The sequence below is a fragment of the Citrobacter sp. Ca225 genome (assembly GCF_030337175.1).
In the GTDB taxonomy this organism is placed as follows: domain Bacteria; phylum Pseudomonadota; class Gammaproteobacteria; order Enterobacterales; family Enterobacteriaceae; genus Citrobacter_A; species Citrobacter_A amalonaticus.
This window is the reverse complement of the sequence record NZ_JAOWCD010000061.1, coordinates 204,044-222,777: the sequence shown is the minus strand read 5'-3', so window position 1 is coordinate 222,777 and position 18,734 is coordinate 204,044. Positions and strand designations below refer to the sequence as shown.

Below are 18,734 nucleotides of genomic sequence, written 5' to 3'. Positions count from 1 at the left end.
CATAGCGTGCGTACTCTGCGGGTATTGCATAAGGAGAACGCTATGTTGAAATCCCCCCTGTTCTGGAAAATCGTCACCTTAGGTGGCGCGATTGTGTTGCTGCTGATCCCCCTGATGATGGTCCGGCAGATTATTGTGGAACGTGCTGATTATCGTGATGCGGTGGAGGATGCGATTCGGCAGAGTACCAGCGGACCGCAAAAAGTGGTCGGCCCGCTCATTGCCGTACCTGTGACTGAGTTATACACCGTGCTGGAAAACGAGAAAGAAGTGCAGCACAGGCGCAGTTTTATCCACTTCTGGCTGCCGGAGTCGTTGATGGTGGAGGGGAACCAGAACGTCGAACCGCGAAAAGTGGGCATCTACGAAGGGCAGGTCTGGCATACCGATGTTACCTTGAAAGCGGAGTTTGATGTTGCACGACTGAGTGAACTGAACCGGCCCAACATAACCCTTGGGAAACCGTTTATCGTGGTTGGCGTGGGTGATGCGCGAGGGATTGGCGTGGTGAAAGCACCGAAGGTGAATGGAATGGCGCTTGCTGTCGAACCGGGGACGGGGCTAACAGACCGCGGAGAAGGGCTCCACATTCCGCTTCCGGATGCGCAATGGGCGATGCGCGATGTGAACCTGGCGATGTCACTCAATTTAAGCGGAACCGGCGCTTTCTCGGTGGTTCCGGTAGGACGTAGCAGCCAAATGACGCTCACCAGCAACTGGCCGCATCCCAACTTCCTCGGTGATTTTCTACCCGACAAGCGCGAAATCAGCGAGTCAGGGTTTCAGGCACAGTGGCAAAGCAGTTGGTTTGCCACTAACCTGGGCGATCGGTTTGTGGATGCGCGAAAAGACGGGTGGTATAACCTGCCGTCGTTTAGCGTCGCGGTTGCCACTCCTGCCGATCAGTATCAACTGACGGATCGGGCGACGAAATATGCCATTTTGCTGATTACACTGACATTTATGGCCTTCTTTGTGTTCGAAACGTTGACGGGAAAAAAATTACACCCGATGCAGTATCTGCTGGTGGGGCTGTCGTTGGTGATGTTTTATTTGCTGTTGCTGGCGCTCTCAGAACATATTGGTTTCACCCTGGCATGGATTGTCGCAAGCCTGGTGGGCGCGCTGATGAACGGGGTTTATCTCCAGGCAGTGCTACAGGGCTGGCGTAGCAGCGTGGTTTTCACTCTGGCATTGTTAGCGCTGGATGGTGTGATGTGGGTACTGTTGCGCTCGGAAGACAGCGCGCTGCTGTTGGGGACGAGTGTGCTGCTGTTGGCGCTGGGGAGCGTGATGTTCCTGACGCGGCATCTTGACTGGTATGCATTCTCGCGTGCGAAACCGACACCAACACCAACGGCGCCGAAACCGTCCGCACCCGTGGACGATGCGCTACGCGTGTGGAAGTAAATTCAGCAAAAAGCAGATAAGAAAAACGGCGCATTGAGCGCCGTTTTTTTGACGGTGGTAACCCGATTAATCCTGCAGATCGCCACAAAAACGGTAACCTTCACCGTGAATAGTCGCGATAATTTCCGGCGTATCCGGCGTGGATTCGAAATGCTTACGAATGCGGCGGATGGTCACGTCAACGGTACGGTCATGGGGTTTCAGCTCACGACCAGTCATTTTCTTCAGCAGCTCAGCACGGGACTGGATCTTGCCTGGGTTCTCGCAGAAGTGAAGCATGGCACGGAACTCACTGCGCGGCAGTTTGTACTGTTCGCCATCAGGCCCGATCAGAGAACGGCTGTTGATGTCCAGTTCCCAACCGTTGAACTTGTAGCTTTCAACGCTACGACGTTCTTCGCTGACGGTACCCAGGTTCATGGTACGAGACAGAAGGTTGCGGGCACGGATAGTCAGTTCGCGCGGGTTAAACGGCTTGGTGATGTAATCGTCTGCACCGATTTCGAGGCCGAGGATTTTATCGACTTCGTTATCGCGGCCAGTCAGGAACATCAGCGCAACGTTAGCCTGCTCGCGCAGTTCACGCGCCAGCAGAAGACCGTTTTTGCCTGGCAAGTTGATATCCATGATCACCAGGTTGATGTCATATTCAGAGAGGATTTGATGCATTTCCGCGCCATCAGTCGCTTCGAATACATCATAGCCTTCCGCTTCGAAAATACTTTTTAACGTGTTGCGTGTTACCAACTCGTCTTCAACGATAAGAATGTGCGGGGTCTGCATGTTTGCTACCTAAATTGCCAACTAAATCGAAACAGGAAGTACAAAAGTCCCTGACCTGCCTGATGCATGTCGCAAATTAACATGATCGGCGTAACATGACTAAAGTACGTAATTGCGTTCTTGATGCACTTTCCATCAACGTCAACAACATCATTAGCTTGGTCGTGGGTAGTTTCCCTCTGGACCCGACAGTGTCAAAAACGGCTGTCATCCTAACCATTTTAACAGCAACATAACAGGCTAAGACGTACCGGACACCCAATAAAACTACGCTTCGTTGACATATATCAAGTTCAATTGTAGCACGTTAACAGTTTGATGAAATCATCGTATCTAAATGCTAGCTTTCATCACAAAATTGCAATAATCCAACTAGTTGCACAGGATAACTAATTAACACGGCGAATCCTATGAATGAGATTCATTTTAAATCAAATTATCTCTGATAAACAGAAGGATATACTGTTTCTGTTAACATAAAAAACATTAGTAAAGTAAGGAAACAGTTTAGCGCCTTTTATGAAAGGTGAAACGGTTTTCCACTGATTTTGGTTAAAATTTTGTAAATTCGCTCCGCGTAATATCTTGACATAGTTCACACAATTGCCCGCGGACAGGCATAAAGAGTAAAAAAATGCGCATTACTATTATCCTCGTCGCTCCCGCCAGAGCGGAAAACATTGGTGCCGCGGCTCGCGCGATGAAAACCATGGGATTCACTCAGTTGCGTATCGTTGACAGTCAGGCGCATCTTGAACCCGCCACGCGCTGGGTGGCGCATGGCTCCAGCGATATTATTGATAATATTACTTTTTTTCCGACGCTTGCGGACGCGCTTGTCGATGTTGATTTTACCGTCGCTACCACGGCGCGCAGTCGGGCAAAATTTCACTACTACGCGACGCCGGCGGAACTGGTTCCGCTGCTGGAAGAAAAATCGGCCTGGATGAATCACGCCGCGCTGGTTTTTGGTCGTGAAGACTCCGGACTGACCAACGATGAACTGGCACTGGCGGATGTTCTGACCGGCGTGCCAATGGTTGCAGATTATCCTTCATTGAATCTGGGGCAGGCGGTGATGGTTTACTGCTATCAATTAACAAATTTAATGCAACAACCTGCTAAAGAAGTCGATTCATCTGATGAATTTCAGTTACAGGCATTACGCTCACGCATCATGAGCCTGTTGGCCACTCTGGAGGTTGCAGATGACAGCAAACTGGTCGACTGGCTACAACAGCGTCTGGGGCATTTAGGGCAGCGAGACACGGCAATGTTGCACCGCCTGGTCCATGATATCGAAAAAAAAGTCACAAAATAATAATTTTACTTTAGTTATATTTATGGTGATAACTGCTGATTTCAAGAGGGGTTTTCCTGCAGGTTTGGTTGAAAATAAACCTTTCGCCAGCAGCTCATGAACAAGTTTCGTCAGGTGAGTAAATCAAATATTTATTGACTTAGCTCACCATATACTTTAACCAATATAGACATACAGCACAGACAGATTACCCGTCATACTTCGAGTTGCATCTGCGTTGGCGACTTTTGTTCACCCTAGTCACATCGTTTTCTATGCGCCAGGGGCTTCACGCAATTGCCGTCCTCCTTCAACACGAATTATTCAGGGTAAATAATGACAGAGTACACAACATCCATGAAACGCATCAGCACCACCATTACCACAACCATCACCATTACCACAGGTAACGGTGCGGGCTGACGCGTACAGGAAACACAGAAAAAAGCCCGCACCTGAACAGTGCGGGCTTTTTTTTCGACCAAAGGTAACGAGGTATCAACCATGCGAGTGTTGAAGTTCGGCGGTACATCAGTGGCAAATGCAGAACGTTTTCTGCGGGTTGCCGATATTCTGGAAAGCAATGCCAGGCAGGGGCAGGTAGCGACCGTTCTTTCTGCCCCCGCTAAAATTACCAACCATCTGGTGGCGATGATTGAAAAAACCATCGGAGGTCAGGACGCATTACCCAATATCAGTGATGCCGAACGTATTTTTGCCGAACTTCTGACCGGACTCGCCGACGCCCAGCCGGGCTTTCCGCTGGCGCAGTTGAAAGTGTTTGTTGAGCAGGAATTTGCCCAAATCAAACATGTGCTGCATGGGATCAGCTTGCTAGGACAGTGTCCGGACAGCATTAACGCTGCGCTCATCTGCCGTGGCGAAAAGATGTCGATCGCCATCATGGCGGGGTTACTGGAAGCCCGCGGCCACCACGTTACCGTTATTGACCCGGTCGAAAAACTGCTGGCGGTGGGGCACTACCTCGAATCTACCGTCGATATCGCCGAATCGACTCGCCGCATCGCCGCCGGGCGTATACCCGCCGATCACATGGTGCTGATGGCCGGGTTCACCGCCGGTAATGAGAAGGGTGAACTGGTGGTGCTGGGGCGCAATGGCTCCGATTACTCCGCAGCGGTTCTGGCGGCCTGCTTACGCGCCGACTGTTGCGAGATCTGGACAGATGTCGACGGTGTATATACCTGTGACCCGCGCCAGGTACCTGACGCCAGGTTGCTGAAATCGATGTCTTATCAGGAAGCGATGGAGCTCTCCTATTTCGGCGCAAAAGTGCTTCACCCTCGTACCATTACCCCTATCGCGCAGTTCCAGATCCCTTGCCTCATCAAAAATACCGGTAACCCGCAGGCGGCAGGCACGCTGATCGGCGCCAGCCGCGATGAAGACGATCTGCCAGTGAAGGGGATTTCCAACCTTAATAATATGGCGATGTTCAACGTCTCCGGTCCTGGCATGAAAGGGATGGTGGGGATGGCGGCGCGCGTGTTTGCGGTGATGTCCCGTGCAGGCATTTCCGTGGTACTGATTACCCAGTCATCCTCTGAGTACAGTATCAGCTTCTGCGTGCCGCAGGCTGACTGCGCTCGCGCGCAGCGTGCCTTGCAGGATGAATTCTATCTCGAACTGAAAGAGGGCGTGCTGGAACCGCTGGCGGTCACTGAACGACTGGCGATTATCTCCGTCGTTGGGGATGGCATGCGGACACTGCGGGGCATTTCGGCGAAATTCTTTGCCGCACTGGCGCGCGCGAATATCAATATCGTGGCTATCGCGCAGGGCTCTTCCGAGCGTTCCATTTCGGTCGTGGTCAATAACGACGATGCCACGACGGGCGTACGCGTCACCCATCAGATGCTGTTCAATACCGATCAGGTAATTGAAGTGTTTGTCATTGGCGTTGGCGGGGTAGGCGGCGCGTTACTGGAGCAGCTTAAGCGCCAGCAAACCTGGCTGAAGAAAAAACATATCGATCTGCGCGTGTGCGGCGTGGCGAACTCGAGAGCGCTGTTGACCCATGTGCATGGCCTGAATCTGGAAAACTGGCAGGCTGAACTGGCTGAAGCGAAAGAGCCGTTCAATCTTGGTCGCTTAATCCGTCTGGTGAAGGAATATCACCTGCTGAACCCGGTGATTGTGGATTGTACATCCAGTCAGGCGGTGGCCGATCAATACGCGGACTTCCTGCGTGAAGGATTCCATGTGGTCACGCCGAACAAAAAGGCGAATACCTCGTCAATGGATTACTACCATCAGCTGCGCTTCGCTGCCGCGAAGTCACGGCGCAAATTCCTCTATGACACTAACGTGGGTGCCGGTCTGCCGGTGATCGAAAACCTGCAAAACCTGTTGAATGCGGGCGATGAATTGCTGAAGTTCTCCGGCATCCTGTCCGGTTCGCTGTCATTTATTTTCGGTAAGCTCGACGAGGGTATGAGTCTCTCTGAAGCGACTCGTATCGCGCGTGAAATGGGGTACACCGAACCCGATCCGCGTGACGATCTTTCGGGGATGGACGTGGCGCGTAAGCTGCTGATCCTCGCCCGTGAAACCGGGCGCGAGCTGGAACTGTCAGACATCGTCATTGAACCGGTGCTGCCGAAAGCGTTTGATGATTCAGGCGACGTTGAGGCGTTTATGGCGAATCTGCCGCAGCTTGACGATGCCTTTGCCGCTCGGGTGGCAAAAGCCCGTGATGAGGGCAAAGTATTGCGCTATGTTGGCAACATCGAAGAAGACGGCGTCTGTCGGGTGAAGATTTCTGAAGTGGACGGTAACGATCCGTTGTACAAAGTGAAAAACGGCGAAAACGCGCTGGCGTTCTACAGCCACTACTATCAGCCGCTGCCGCTGGTTCTGCGCGGTTATGGCGCGGGTAACGACGTCACGGCGGCAGGGGTGTTTGCTGACCTGCTGCGTACTCTCTCATGGAAGCTAGGAGTCTAACATGGTTAAAGTTTATGCCCCGGCTTCCAGTGCCAATATGAGCGTTGGATTTGATGTGCTTGGGGCGGCGGTGACGCCCGTTGATGGCTCACTGCTGGGCGACGTGGTGTCGGTTGAGGCGGCGGACAGTTTCAGCCTGAATAATCTGGGCCGCTTTGCCGACAAGCTACCGCCAGAACCGCGAGAAAATATTGTTTACCAGTGCTGGGAGCGTTTTTGTCAGGAACTGGGTAAGCAAATTCCGGTGGCGATGACCCTGGAAAAGAATATGCCGATCGGCTCCGGATTAGGTTCCAGCGCCTGCTCGGTGGTGGCGGCACTGGTCGCGATGAATGAGTACTGTGGCAAGCCGCTCAATGACACGCGTCTGCTGGCAATAATGGGCGAGCTGGAAGGGCGTATCTCCGGCAGCATTCACTACGATAACGTCGCGCCATGTTTTCTCGGTGGTATGCAGTTGATGATTGAAGAAAACGGCATTATCAGCCAGCAGGTGCCAGGCTTTGATGAGTGGCTGTGGGTACTGGCCTATCCTGGCATTAAAGTCTCCACGGCAGAAGCGCGGGCGATCCTGCCTGCGCAGTATCGTCGCCAGGATTGCATTGCCCACGGGCGTCACCTGGCCGGGTTTATTCACGCCTGCTATTCCCGTCAGCCTGGGCTTGCGGCGAAACTGATGAAGGATGTGATTGCCGAACCGTATCGCGAACGTCTGTTGCCTGGTTTTGCTCAGGCGCGTCAGGCCGTCGCGGAAATTGGCGCGCTGGCCAGCGGTATTTCCGGTTCAGGGCCGACGTTGTTTGCGCTCTGCGATAAAACGGAGACCGCGCAGCGTGTGGCGGACTGGCTGGGTAGTCACTACCTGCAAAATCAGGAAGGCTTTGTTCATATTTGCCGGCTGGACACGGCGGGCGCACGAGTACTGGGATAATTGATGAAACTCTACAATCTTAAAGATCACAACGAACAGGTTAGTTTTGCACAGGCCGTCACGCAGGGGCTGGGCAAGAATCAGGGGCTGTTTTTCCCGCACGATCTGCCGGAATTCAACCTGACAGAAGTGGATGAGATGCTGAACCAGGACTTCGTCAGCCGTAGCACAAAGATCCTCTCGGCGTTCATCGGCGATGAAATCCCGCAGGAGATCCTCGAAGAACGTGTGCGCGCAGCCTTTGCTTTCCCGGCGCCGGTTGCTCAGGTGGAAGGGGATGTCGGCTGTCTGGAGCTGTTCCATGGCCCGACGCTGGCGTTTAAAGATTTCGGTGGTCGTTTTATGGCGCAGATGTTAACCCACATCAGCGGCGATAAACCGGTGACCATTCTGACGGCAACCTCTGGTGATACCGGCGCGGCCGTGGCGCATGCGTTTTATGGTCTGCCGAACGTGCGCGTGGTGATCCTCTATCCGAACGGTAAAATCAGTCCGTTGCAGGAAAAACTGTTCTGCACGCTGGGCGGTAACATTGAAACTGTCGCCATCGATGGTGATTTTGATGCCTGCCAGGCGCTGGTCAAACAGGCGTTTGATGATGAAGAACTGAAAGTGGCGCTGGGGTTGAACTCGGCGAACTCCATCAACATCAGCCGCCTGCTGGCACAGATTTGCTACTACTTTGAAGCCGTTGCCCAATTGCCGCAGGAGGCGCGGAATCAGCTGGTGGTTTCTGTTCCAAGCGGTAACTTTGGCGACCTGACGGCGGGCCTGCTGGCGAAATCTCTCGGCCTGCCGGTGAAGCGTTTTATCGCAGCCACCAACGTTAACGACACAGTGCCACGCTTCCTGCAGGACGGGCAGTGGGCGCCAAAAGCGACCCAGGCGACGTTGTCTAACGCGATGGATGTGAGTCAGCCGAACAACTGGCCGCGCGTTGAGGAGTTGTTCCGCCGTAAAATCTGGCGTCTGAATGAGCTGGGTTATGCGGCTGTAGATGATGAAACCACACAGGAAACGATGCGCGAACTGAAAGCGAAGGGCTACACTTCTGAGCCTCATGCCGCCGTGGCCTACCGCGCCCTGCGTGATCAGCTCAATCCGGGCGAGTACGGTCTGTTCCTCGGCACTGCGCACCCGGCGAAGTTTAAAGAGAGCGTGGAAGCGATCCTCAATGAAACGCTGGATCTGCCGAAAGAACTGGCAGAACGTGCGGATCTACCGCTGCTTTCGCAACATCTGCCGGCGGATTTTGCCGCCCTGCGTAAGCTGATGATGACGCGCTAAACCGTCTGCCCGGTGGCGCTATCGCTTACCGGGCCTGTCAGGCGGTGGAGATGAGAAAGCCGGATAAGGCGTAGCCGCTATCCGGCGAAATGCGCATTACTGCTCGTGACGCTTAAACACCAGTTCGCCGTTGCCAGACGCGGCGTCATCAAAGAAGTAACCCTCGCTGTTAAAGCCGGTGAGCTGTTCAGGCTCCGTCAGGCGGTTTTCAATGATGTAGCGGCTCATCAGGCCGCGCGCCTTTTTGGCGTAGAAACTGATGACTTTGAACTTACCGTTTTTCTCGTCGAGGAAGACAGGTTTAATCAGCTCGGCATTCAGTTTCTTCGGTTTCACGGCGCGGAAGTATTCATCCGATGCCAGGTTAATCACCACCTGGTCGCCCTGTGCGGCGAGCGCTTCATTAAGCTTATCCGTGATGATATCGCCCCAGAACTGATACAGATCCTTCCCTTTGGCGTTCTCCAGACGGATACCCATTTCCAGACGATAAGGTTGCATCAGATCCAGCGGGCGCAGCACGCCATATAAACCTGAGAGCATACGCAAATGCTGCTGGGCAAAATCGAAATCGGCTTCACTGAAGTTTTCGGCCTGTAGTCCGGTATAGACATCGCCTTTGAAAGCCAGAATGGCCTGACGCGCGTTTTCTGGCGTGAAGTCCGGCTGCCAGTCATGAAAACGGGTGGCGTTTAGATCGGCGAGTTTGTCGCTGATGTTCATCAGCTTGCCGATTTGCGGGGCTGAAAGTTTACGCGCCACATGAATCAGTTGCTGCGAGTGATCCAGTAATTCAGGTAGCGTATGGCGCGTTGTTGCCAGCGGGCTCTGGTAGTCGAGTGTTTTTGCAGGTGAAATCAGAATCAGCATATCCAGTCCTTGCAGGAAATTTACTGCGACTGTAGCAAAAAACACGACTGAGTTGATCGATAGTTGCGATTAGTCTCGCGGTATGTCATCCCAGGCATCTGGTGCCAGTTGCTGTCCGATGTCCGGGTAACGCAGTGGATCAAAGACCGGGCGAACGCCGAGTTTACGCTGACGCAAGTAGTCGCTGGCCAGGGTACGCACCACCGGAGAGAGCAACAATATTGCCGTCAGGTTAGTGATCGCCATGCAGGCCATGATGATATCCGCCAGTTGCCACAGCAGCGGGAAGCTAAGCAAGGTGCCGACCACGACGGTTGAACAGGAGGTAATGCGTAAAGCCCAGATGAAGCGCTTATTGTCCAGCTTCAGAAAGTACAGATTGTTTTCCGCATAGATGTAGTTAACCACAATAGAGCTGAAGGCAAACAGAATCACAATGACTGCGACGAATGCCGCGCCCCACTCTCCGACCAGTGTATTCATCGCTTTCTGCACCAGTTGGATCCCTTCCATCGGCGCATAGGTGGCGTCGTTACCGGCCAGTAAAACCAACATTGCCGTTGCGCTACAGACGATCAGCGTATCGATAAAAATGCCGATCATCTGCACGATCCCCTGTGCCGCAGGGTGCGGCGGCCAGGATGCTGCTGCGGCAGCAGCGTTAGGCGTTGAGCCCATTCCGGCTTCATTGGAGAACATACTGCGTTGAAAACCGCTGGTGATCGCCTGACTCAGCGTATACCCCGCCACGCCGCCCGCCGCTTCTTGCCAGCCAAATGCGCTTTTGACGATAGAAATGATGATGTCCGGCAGTTGGTCGATGTTGATCAGACAAACCACCAGGCTGGTGACCACCCACATCAACGCCATCACAGGGACAAACCATTGCATCATCCGCGCCACGCCTTTGATCCCGCGGACGATAACCAACAGGGCGGCAATCGCCATGACAATACCGGTGGCAACCGGAGGGAAATCAAACGCGAATTTGAGAGCACGGGATACGGAGTTGGCCTGCACACTGTTGAACACCAGGCCGTAGGCGATCAGCAAAAAGATGGCGAATAACACGCCCATCCAGCGCATGCCTAAACCACGTGCCATATACCAGGCGGGGCCACCGCGAAACTGACCGTGGCGATCGCGTTCTTTGTAGAGTTGTGCGAGGGCACATTCAGCAAATGAGGTCGCCATCCCAATGATGGCGGCGATCCACATCCAGAACACCGCACCTGGTCCACCTGCGGTAATGGCCAGCGCCACACCCGCCAGGTTACCACTACCGATACGGGCGGCAAGGCCGGTGCAGAGTGACTGAAAAGAGGTTAATCCTCCCGGCTGCGGGTTAATGCTGTTTTTCAGACTTCTGCCAACCTGGCGGATATAGCGAAACTGGACGAAGCCTGTGCGCCAGGTAAACCAACACCCTGCTCCGAAGAGCAGGTAGATCATTACCGATCCCCAGAGCACATCATTAATGAACGTGAAAAAATCAGGCATTAACATCCCTCTTGTTGCTGCCGGTACGCTGTAACAACCCTGTGTAAGCGTTACCAATTGTCGAATAGTATATACGCTGCCGGACAATTGATAGCGGCCGAGTAGTATACATGAGGTTGTGTACCGGAATGGCGCGTCACATCAAGCCCGGACCAGAAATTGTCCGCAGATGCCCTCATGGGGATAAGCGCATTGTCTGCGGTTGCGCTGTCACAACGTCGTGTTATCATCAGGGCAGACCGGTTACATCCCCCTAACAAGCTGTTTAAAGAGAAACACTATCATGACGGACAAATTGACCTCCCTTCGTCAGTTCACCACCGTGGTGGCCGACACCGGAGACATCGCGGCAATGAAGCTGTATCAGCCGCAGGATGCCACAACCAACCCTTCTCTCATTCTTAACGCAGCGCAGATCCCGGAATACCGTAAGCTGATTGATGACGCCGTGACGTGGGCTAAGCAGCAGAGCAATGACCGCGCGCAGCAGATTGTTGACGCTACCGACAAACTGGCCGTAAACATCGGTCTGGAGATCCTGAAACTGGTCCCGGGTCGTATCTCCACGGAAGTGGATGCTCGCCTGTCTTATGACACCGATGCCTCTATCGCCAAAGCGAAACGCATCATCAAGCTGTATAACGACGCAGGCATCAGTAACGATCGCATTCTGATCAAACTGGCTTCAACCTGGCAGGGCATCCGCGCTGCTGAGCAGCTGGAAAAAGAAGGCATCAACTGTAACCTGACGCTGCTGTTCTCCTTTGCGCAGGCGCGAGCTTGTGCTGAAGCGGGCGTATTCCTGATCTCTCCGTTCGTGGGCCGTATTCTTGACTGGTATAAATCCAATACCGACAAGAAAGAGTATGCGCCGGCGGAAGATCCGGGCGTGGTTTCCGTAACGGAGATCTACGAATACTACAAACAGCACGGCTATGAGACCGTAGTGATGGGCGCAAGCTTCCGTAACATCGGTGAAATTCTTGAGCTGGCGGGCTGCGATCGCCTGACCATCGCACCGGCGCTGCTGAAAGAGCTGGCGGAAAGCGAAGGGGCTATCGAGCGTAAACTGTCCTTCTCTGGCGAAGTGAAAGCGCGTCCGGAACGCATCACCGAGTCTGAGTTCCTGTGGCAGCACAACCAGGATCCCATGGCGGTAGACAAGCTGGCGGACGGTATCCGTAAGTTTGCTGTTGACCAGGAAAAACTGGAAAAAATGATCGGCGACCTGCTGTAATCATTGATGCGTGACCGGTACGCCGGTCACGCTACCTCCTCTCAACCCTGTCTGTCCTTCCCTTCGCAGTGTATCATTCTGTTTAACGAGACTGTTTAAATGGAATAATCATGAACACCTTACGTATTGGCTTAGTTTCCATTTCTGACCGCGCCTCCAGCGGTGTCTATCAGGATAAAGGTATTCCGGCGCTGGAAGAGTGGCTATCGACGGCGCTGACCACCCCTTTTGAGGTGCAGACACGCTTGATTCCTGACGAGCAGGCCATCATCGAACAAACGCTGTGTGAGCTGGTGGACGAGATGAGTTGCCATCTGGTGCTGACCACCGGCGGCACCGGTCCTGCGCGTCGTGATGTGACGCCGGATGCGACCCTCGCGGTTGCCGATCGCCAGATGCCTGGTTTTGGCGAACAGATGCGGCAGATTAGCCTGCACTTTGTACCGACGGCGATCCTGTCGCGCCAGGTCGGGGTGATTCGCAAGCAGGCGTTAATCCTCAATTTACCGGGCCAGCCGAAATCCATTAAAGAGACTCTGGAAGGCGTGAAGGATGCCGAAGGGAATGTCGTTGTGGCGGGTATCTTCGCAAGTGTACCGTATTGTATACAGCTTCTCGATGGGCCGTATGTGGAAACCGCGCCGAAAATCGTAGCATCTTTTCGCCCGAAAAGCGCAAGACGTGAAATAAACGCCTGAAATTAGTCTTTTTGTAAGATAAGCGGCGGTGAAAGTGGCGTGTTGATTTGTTTACGATATAGTAAGTTTTACTTTACATGTGTCGTTTATAACAATGCTCCACTGACTTATGGTTCGCTATGTCACAACATACACGCCCCCTGAATCGCTAGGATTACAAAACGCTGACGCTGGCCGCCCTTGGCGGCGCGCTTGAGTTTTATGATTTTATTATCTTTGTCTTTTTCGCTGCAGTGGTAGGGGAGTTGTTTTTCCCCGCTGATATTCCCGAATGGCTACGTCAGGTTCAAACCTTTGGCATCTTCGCTGCCGGATATCTGGCGCGTCCGTTAGGCGGCATCATCATGGCGCACTTTGGCGATCTGGTTGGGCGCAAAAAGATGTTCACCCTGAGCATTTTGTTGATGGCGGTTCCCACGCTGGCGATTGGTCTGCTGCCAACGTACGCCTCTATGGGAATTATTGCGCCGCTATTGTTGCTGCTGATGCGTATTTTGCAGGGGGCGGCGATTGGCGGTGAAGTTCCGGGTGCATGGGTGTTTGTGGCCGAGCACGTTCCCGAACGTCGTATCGGCATTGCCTGCGGAACGCTAACGGCGGGTCTGACGGTGGGGATCCTGCTGGGTTCCGTAGTAGCCACTCAGGTGAATACCCTTTTAACGCAACAGGCCGTGCATGACTATGGCTGGCGAATTCCGTTCTTGTTGGGTGGGATTTTTGGGCTGGTGGCGATGTATTTACGCCGTTGGTTACAGGAAACGCCGATCTTTCTGGAGATGCAGCAGCGTAAGACGCTGGCGCAGGAACTGCCGGTGAAGTCGGTCGTCGTGAAACATCAGAAGGCAGTGGTGATCTCCATGCTTCTGACCTGGCTGCTCTCCGCAGGGATCGTGGTGGTGATTTTAATGTCGCCAGTCTGGCTGCAAAAGCAGTACGGACTAGCCCCAGCCCTGACGTTGCAGGCAAACAGCGTGGCGACCATTATGCTTTGCATGGGTTGCCTGTTGGCGGGCTTTATTGTCGACCGCGTTGGCGCCAGCAAAACCTTTATTGTTGGCAGCCTGTTATTGGCTTGTTCGAGCGGGTTGTTCTACCACCTGGCGGGCACACATCCGCAATATCTGTTCCTGCTTTATGGGCTGGTGGGTCTATGTGTGGGTGTGGTGGGCGCAGTGCCATACGTGATGGTGCGCGCGTTTCCTGCGGAAGTCCGCTTTACCGGCATTTCATTTTCCTACAATGTTTCTTATGCCATTTTCGGTGGGCTGACGCCGATTGTCGTCACATTGCTGATGAGCGTCTCGCCGATGGCTCCAGGCTGGTATGTGCTGGCGTTGTCGCTGGTGGGATTGGGACTGGGAATTTGGTTGCGACAGGACATGTATTATCGCGATACGGAAATGCAGGCTGAGCTACAACAGCCGTAATAATGATCCCCCCTTAGCGGGGGGATACTGATGAATCAGTGTTTTTCACCAATCGGCAGAATGGTACGGCCAAACTGTTCGTTCAGCACTTCGCCCATCGCCAGGTAAATGGCGCTGGCGCCACACACTAAGCCAACCCAGCCGGCAAAGTGGATCACGGCTTCGTTACCCGCGATGTTACCCACAGCCAACAGAGCGAACAGAACCGTCAGGCTCAGGAACACGAACTGCAGCATGCGTGCGCCCGTCAGCGTACCGAAGAACATAAACAGTGTGAATACGCCCCACAGGCCCAGGTAGGCGCCAAGGAACTGGGCATTTGGCGCTTCTGTCAGACCCATTTTCGGCATCAGCAGGATCGCGACCAGCGTCAGCCAGAACGAGCCGTAAGAGGTGAAAGCGGTCAAACCGAAGGTATTCCCTTTTTTGTATTCCAGCAGGCCGGCAAAAATTTGCGCGATACCGCCGTAGAAAATTCCCATCGCGAGAATAATACCGTCAAGAGCGAAGAAACCCGCGTTATGCAGGTTAAGCAGAATGGTGGTCATGCCGAAGCCCATCAGGCCCAGCGGTGCCGGGTTAGCCAACTTAGTGTTGCCCATAAATCCTCAAGATCATCATTAATTGAATGGTGAAATAGTTATCCCCGCTAAAACATGACGCCGTTCGGGGCGCGGCATAATAATCAGGAGATAAGGGGCTGTCTATGATCTCATCGGGGGAAAAGAGTGAATTTTTGCCGTGATCGCCATCACACATCATCCAGGCGATTTATTTCAACAAAAGCAAAAATTTTTTTCATTCCCCCCTTGATGAAGTGGGTTACGACCCCACTTAGTAGTCAACCGCAGTGGTGAGTCTGAAAAAAAACGAATCAGGGTAGTTGAAACCGCACGTTTCGCCCTTATTACAGACTCACAACCACATGTTGACCGAATTTTTAGTGGAGACGTTTAGATGGGTAAAATTATTGGTATCGACCTGGGTACTACCAACTCTTGTGTAGCGATTATGGACGGCACTACTGCACGTGTGCTGGAGAACGCCGAGGGCGATCGCACCACGCCTTCTATCATTGCTTATACCCAGGATGGTGAAACTCTGGTTGGTCAGCCGGCTAAACGTCAGGCAGTGACAAACCCGCAAAACACCCTGTTTGCGATTAAACGCCTGATTGGCCGCCGCTTCCAGGACGAAGAAGTTCAACGTGATGTTTCCATCATGCCGTACAAAATCATTGGCGCCGACAACGGTGACGCATGGCTGGATGTGAAAGGTCAGAAAATGGCACCGCCGCAGATCTCGGCTGAAGTGCTGAAGAAAATGAAGAAAACGGCTGAAGATTACCTGGGTGAACCGGTAACGGAAGCGGTTATCACTGTACCTGCTTACTTTAACGATGCTCAGCGTCAGGCAACCAAAGACGCCGGTCGTATCGCAGGTCTGGAAGTGAAACGTATCATCAACGAACCGACTGCCGCTGCGCTGGCATACGGTCTGGATAAAGAAGTCGGTAACCGTACTATCGCGGTTTACGACCTCGGTGGTGGTACTTTCGATATCTCTATTATCGAAATCGACGAAGTTGATGGCGAAAAAACCTTCGAAGTTCTGGCAACCAACGGTGATACCCACCTGGGTGGTGAAGACTTCGACAGCCGTATGATCAACTATCTGGTTGAAGAATTTAAGAAAGATCAGGGCATTGACCTGCGTAACGATCCGCTGGCCATGCAGCGCCTGAAAGAAGCGGCAGAAAAAGCGAAAATCGAGCTTTCTTCTGCGCAGCAGACCGACGTGAACCTGCCGTACATCACTGCAGATGCCACCGGTCCGAAACACATGAATATCAAAGTGACTCGCGCGAAACTGGAAAGCCTGGTCGAAGATCTGGTGAACCGTTCCATCGAGCCGCTGAAAGTCGCTCTGCAGGACGCTGGCCTGTCCGTATCTGATATCAACGACGTTATCCTCGTGGGTGGTCAGACGCGTATGCCAATGGTGCAGAAGAAAGTAGCTGAGTTCTTTGGTAAAGAACCGCGTAAAGACGTGAACCCGGACGAAGCCGTGGCGATCGGTGCTGCCGTTCAGGGTGGTGTATTGACCGGTGATGTGAAAGACGTACTGCTGCTGGACGTTACCCCGCTGTCTCTGGGTATCGAAACCATGGGTGGTGTGATGACGGCGCTGATCTCCAAAAACACCACTATCCCGACCAAGCACAGCCAGGTGTTCTCTACTGCGGAAGACAACCAGTCTGCGGTAACCATCCATGTGCTGCAGGGTGAACGTAAACGTGCGTCTGATAACAAATCTCTGGGTCAGTTCAACCTGGATGGGATCAACCCGGCACCGCGCGGCATGCCGCAGATCGAAGTGACCTTTGATATCGATGCTGACGGTATCCTGCACGTTTCCGCGAAAGACAAAAACAGCGGTAAAGAGCAGAAGATCACCATCAAGGCGTCTTCTGGCCTGAATGAAGAAGAAATTCAGAAAATGGTTCGTGAAGCGGAAGCGAACGCCGAGTCTGACCGTAAGTTCGAAGAGCTGGTTCAGACCCGCAACCAGGGTGACCATCTGTTGCACAGCACTCGCAAGCAGGTTGAGGAAGCCGGCGAACAACTGCCAGCTGACGACAAAACCGCTATCGAGTCTGCACTGAGCGCACTGGAAACGGCGCTGAAAGGTGAAGACAAAGCGGCTATCGAAGCGAAGATGCAGGAGCTGGCGCAGGTTTCCCAGAAACTGATGGAAATCGCTCAACAGCAGCACGCACAGCAGCAGGCAGGTTCCGCTGACGCTTCCACAAACAACGCGAAAGATGATGATGTTGTCGACGCTGAGTTTGAAGAAGTGAAAGACAAAAAATAATCGCCCTTTGAACGGGTAATTACTGGCACGGGCGAAGAGGTTTCCTCTCCGCCCGTGCACGCATGTTAAGGGCAGATAAAAAGAGATGGCTAAGCAAGACTATTACGAGATTTTAGGCGTTTCCAAATCAGCGGAAGAGCGTGAAATCAAAAAGGCCTACAAGCGCCTGGCCATGAAATTTCACCCGGACCGTAATCAGGGTGATAAAGAGGCCGAAGCCAAGTTTAAAGAGATCAAAGAAGCGTATGAAGTCCTGACCGACTCGCAAAAACGCGCCGCTTACGACCAGTACGGACATGCTGCGTTTGAGCAAGGCGGTATGGGTGGCGGCGGCGGTTTTGGCGGCGGCGCTGACTTCAGCGATATCTTTGGTGACGTTTTTGGCGATATCTTTGGCGGTGGTCGGGGTCGTCAACGTGCTGCGCGTGGGGCCGATTTACGTTACAACATGGATCTCACCCTGGAAGAAGCCGTACGTGGCGTGACCAAAGAGATCCGCATTCCGACGCTGGAAGAGTGTGATGTTTGCCACGGCAGTGGCGCGAAAGCGGGGACTCAGCCGCAGACCTGTCCGACCTGTCATGGTTCCGGTCAGGTGCAGATGCGCCAGGGGTTCTTCGCGGTTCAGCAAACCTGTCCGCACTGTCAGGGACGCGGTACGCTGATCAAAGATCCGTGCAACAAGTGCCACGGCCATGGTCGCGTCGAGAAGAGCAAAACGCTGTCGGTTAAAATCCCGGCAGGCGTGGATACCGGCGACCGCATTCGTCTTTCAGGCGAAGGTGAAGCTGGCGAGCACGGCGCACCGGCAGGGGACCTGTACGTTCAGGTTCAGGTGAAACAGCACCCGATCTTCGAACGTGAAGGTAACAACCTGTACTGTGAAGTGCCGATTAACTTTGCGATGGCTGCACTTGGCGGTGAGATTGAAGTTCCGACGCTGGATGGCCGCGTGAAGCTGAAAGTGCCCAGCGAAACGCAGACCGGAAAACTGTTCCGCATGCGTGGCAAAGGCGTGAAGTCAGTCCGTGGTGGCGCGCAGGGCGATTTGTTGTGCCGCGTCGTGGTCGAAACACCGGTCGGTCTGAACGAGAAGCAGAAACAACTGCTGAAAGACCTGCAGGAAAGCTTTGGCGGCCCAACCGGCGAAAATAACAGCCCGCGCTCCAAGAGTTTCTTTGACGGTGTGAAAAAGTTCTTTGACGATTTGACCCGCTAATCACTGGCTAACGACGTTCTCATTGAGTAAAAACCGGTATTCCCTGTGAGGGGATACCGGTTTTTTATTATCTGGACCCCACTGTTTGTTTATAAAAATGAATGTGATTTTTATAACAAGCTGAATAAACAGGTATACGGCACCAGAATAAAATAATAGATGAGTCTTTATTAAAAGTGATGGACTTAGCATCTCTAAAACAACATTTTTTGACACCTTGTTTTTGGCAGG

Annotated in this window: 16 protein-coding genes and 1 other annotated feature; of the genes, 12 read left to right on the top strand and 4 right to left on the bottom strand. The window is 53.2% G+C overall.

All coding sequences use genetic code 11. The features are described 5' to 3' along the window. Positions 1-42 precede the first annotated feature (42 nt). Positions 43-1,410, top strand: a complete 1,368-nt coding sequence (gene creD / locus OGW13_RS07765) for a cell envelope integrity protein CreD (protein WP_044264842.1) — start codon at positions 43-45, stop codon at positions 1,408-1,410. A 66-nt stretch (positions 1,411-1,476) separates the two neighbouring features. Here the strand turns inward: creD and arcA are convergent, their stop codons facing one another. Then, the gene (arcA, locus tag OGW13_RS07760; protein ID WP_001194359.1) at positions 1,477-2,193 is read right to left on the bottom strand and encodes a two-component system response regulator ArcA; all 717 of its coding nucleotides are present in this window, start codon (positions 2,191-2,193) and stop codon (positions 1,477-1,479) included. 95 nt (positions 2,194-2,288) lie between these two features. Here arcA and yjjY point away from each other — a divergent pair, with 95 nt between their 5' ends. The 6 genes from yjjY to thrC all read left to right on the top strand — a co-directional run bounded on the left by yjjY (position 2,289) and on the right by thrC (position 8,678). Further along, a complete protein-coding gene (gene yjjY, locus OGW13_RS07755; protein ID WP_042998021.1) occupies positions 2,289-2,429 on the top strand; it encodes a YjjY family protein in 141 nt (46 codons plus the stop codon). 398 nt (positions 2,430-2,827) lie between these two features. Beyond that, positions 2,828-3,514 carry a tRNA/rRNA methyltransferase gene (locus OGW13_RS07750; protein WP_287115853.1) on the top strand — a complete coding sequence of 229 codons (687 nt, stop codon included), beginning with the start codon at positions 2,828-2,830 and terminating at the stop codon, positions 3,512-3,514. A gap of 336 nt (positions 3,515-3,850) precedes the next feature. Then, complete coding sequence (gene thrL, locus OGW13_RS07745) at positions 3,851-3,916, top strand: thr operon leader peptide (protein ID WP_001386572.1); 66 nt, start codon at positions 3,851-3,853, stop codon at positions 3,914-3,916. Next, positions 3,852-3,972, top strand: a sequence feature (Thr leader region). It overlaps the preceding gene by 65 nt. Before the next feature lie 25 nt (positions 3,973-3,997). Next, positions 3,998-6,460, top strand: coding sequence for a bifunctional aspartate kinase/homoserine dehydrogenase I (gene thrA / locus OGW13_RS07740; protein ID WP_042998019.1), 2,463 nt, complete (start codon positions 3,998-4,000; stop codon positions 6,458-6,460). A gap of 1 nt (position 6,461) precedes the next feature. Beyond that, positions 6,462-7,391: a homoserine kinase gene (thrB, locus tag OGW13_RS07735; RefSeq protein WP_042998018.1), complete on the top strand. Its 930-nt coding sequence runs from the start codon at positions 6,462-6,464 to the stop codon at positions 7,389-7,391. Between the two features lie 3 nt (positions 7,392-7,394). After that, on the top strand, positions 7,395-8,678 hold the full coding sequence (gene thrC / locus OGW13_RS07730; protein ID WP_042998017.1) for a threonine synthase: 1,284 nt from the start codon (positions 7,395-7,397) through the stop codon (positions 8,676-8,678). Between the two features lie 96 nt (positions 8,679-8,774). Here the strand turns inward: thrC and yaaA are convergent, their stop codons facing one another. Further along, on the bottom strand, positions 8,775-9,548 hold the full coding sequence (gene yaaA, locus OGW13_RS07725) for a peroxide stress protein YaaA (protein ID WP_042998016.1): 774 nt from the start codon (positions 9,546-9,548) through the stop codon (positions 8,775-8,777). Between the two features lie 69 nt (positions 9,549-9,617). After that, the gene (locus tag OGW13_RS07720; protein ID WP_042998015.1) at positions 9,618-11,048 is read right to left on the bottom strand and encodes an alanine/glycine:cation symporter family protein; all 1,431 of its coding nucleotides are present in this window, start codon (positions 11,046-11,048) and stop codon (positions 9,618-9,620) included. Positions 11,049-11,331: 283 nt separating this feature from the next. Between OGW13_RS07720 and tal the strand changes: the two genes are divergently transcribed. The 3 genes from tal to OGW13_RS07705 all read left to right on the top strand — a co-directional run bounded on the left by tal (position 11,332) and on the right by OGW13_RS07705 (position 14,410). Then, positions 11,332-12,285 (top strand): transaldolase, encoded by a 954-nt coding sequence (gene tal, locus OGW13_RS07715; RefSeq protein ID WP_042998014.1) that lies wholly within the window; start codon positions 11,332-11,334, stop codon positions 12,283-12,285. A gap of 110 nt (positions 12,286-12,395) precedes the next feature. Further along, entirely contained in the window at positions 12,396-12,983 is a 588-nt protein-coding gene (gene mog / locus OGW13_RS07710; protein ID WP_099433614.1) for a molybdopterin adenylyltransferase, read from the top strand. A gap of 164 nt (positions 12,984-13,147) precedes the next feature. Continuing rightward, entirely contained in the window at positions 13,148-14,410 is a 1,263-nt protein-coding gene (locus OGW13_RS07705) for an MFS transporter (protein ID WP_287115865.1), read from the top strand. Between the two features lie 35 nt (positions 14,411-14,445). Here OGW13_RS07705 and satP read toward each other — a convergent pair whose 3' ends face one another. Beyond that, entirely contained in the window at positions 14,446-15,012 is a 567-nt protein-coding gene (satP, locus tag OGW13_RS07700; RefSeq protein WP_042998011.1) for an acetate uptake transporter, read from the bottom strand. Between the two features lie 355 nt (positions 15,013-15,367). On the opposite strand from satP, the gene dnaK reads away from it, so the two are divergent. Further along, positions 15,368-17,284 carry a molecular chaperone DnaK gene (gene dnaK / locus OGW13_RS07695; RefSeq protein WP_042998010.1) on the top strand — a complete coding sequence of 639 codons (1,917 nt, stop codon included), beginning with the start codon at positions 15,368-15,370 and terminating at the stop codon, positions 17,282-17,284. Positions 17,285-17,369: 85 nt separating this feature from the next. Then, positions 17,370-18,503 (top strand): molecular chaperone DnaJ, encoded by a 1,134-nt coding sequence (dnaJ, locus tag OGW13_RS07690; protein WP_042998009.1) that lies wholly within the window; start codon positions 17,370-17,372, stop codon positions 18,501-18,503. Positions 18,504-18,734: the final 231 nt, after the last annotated feature.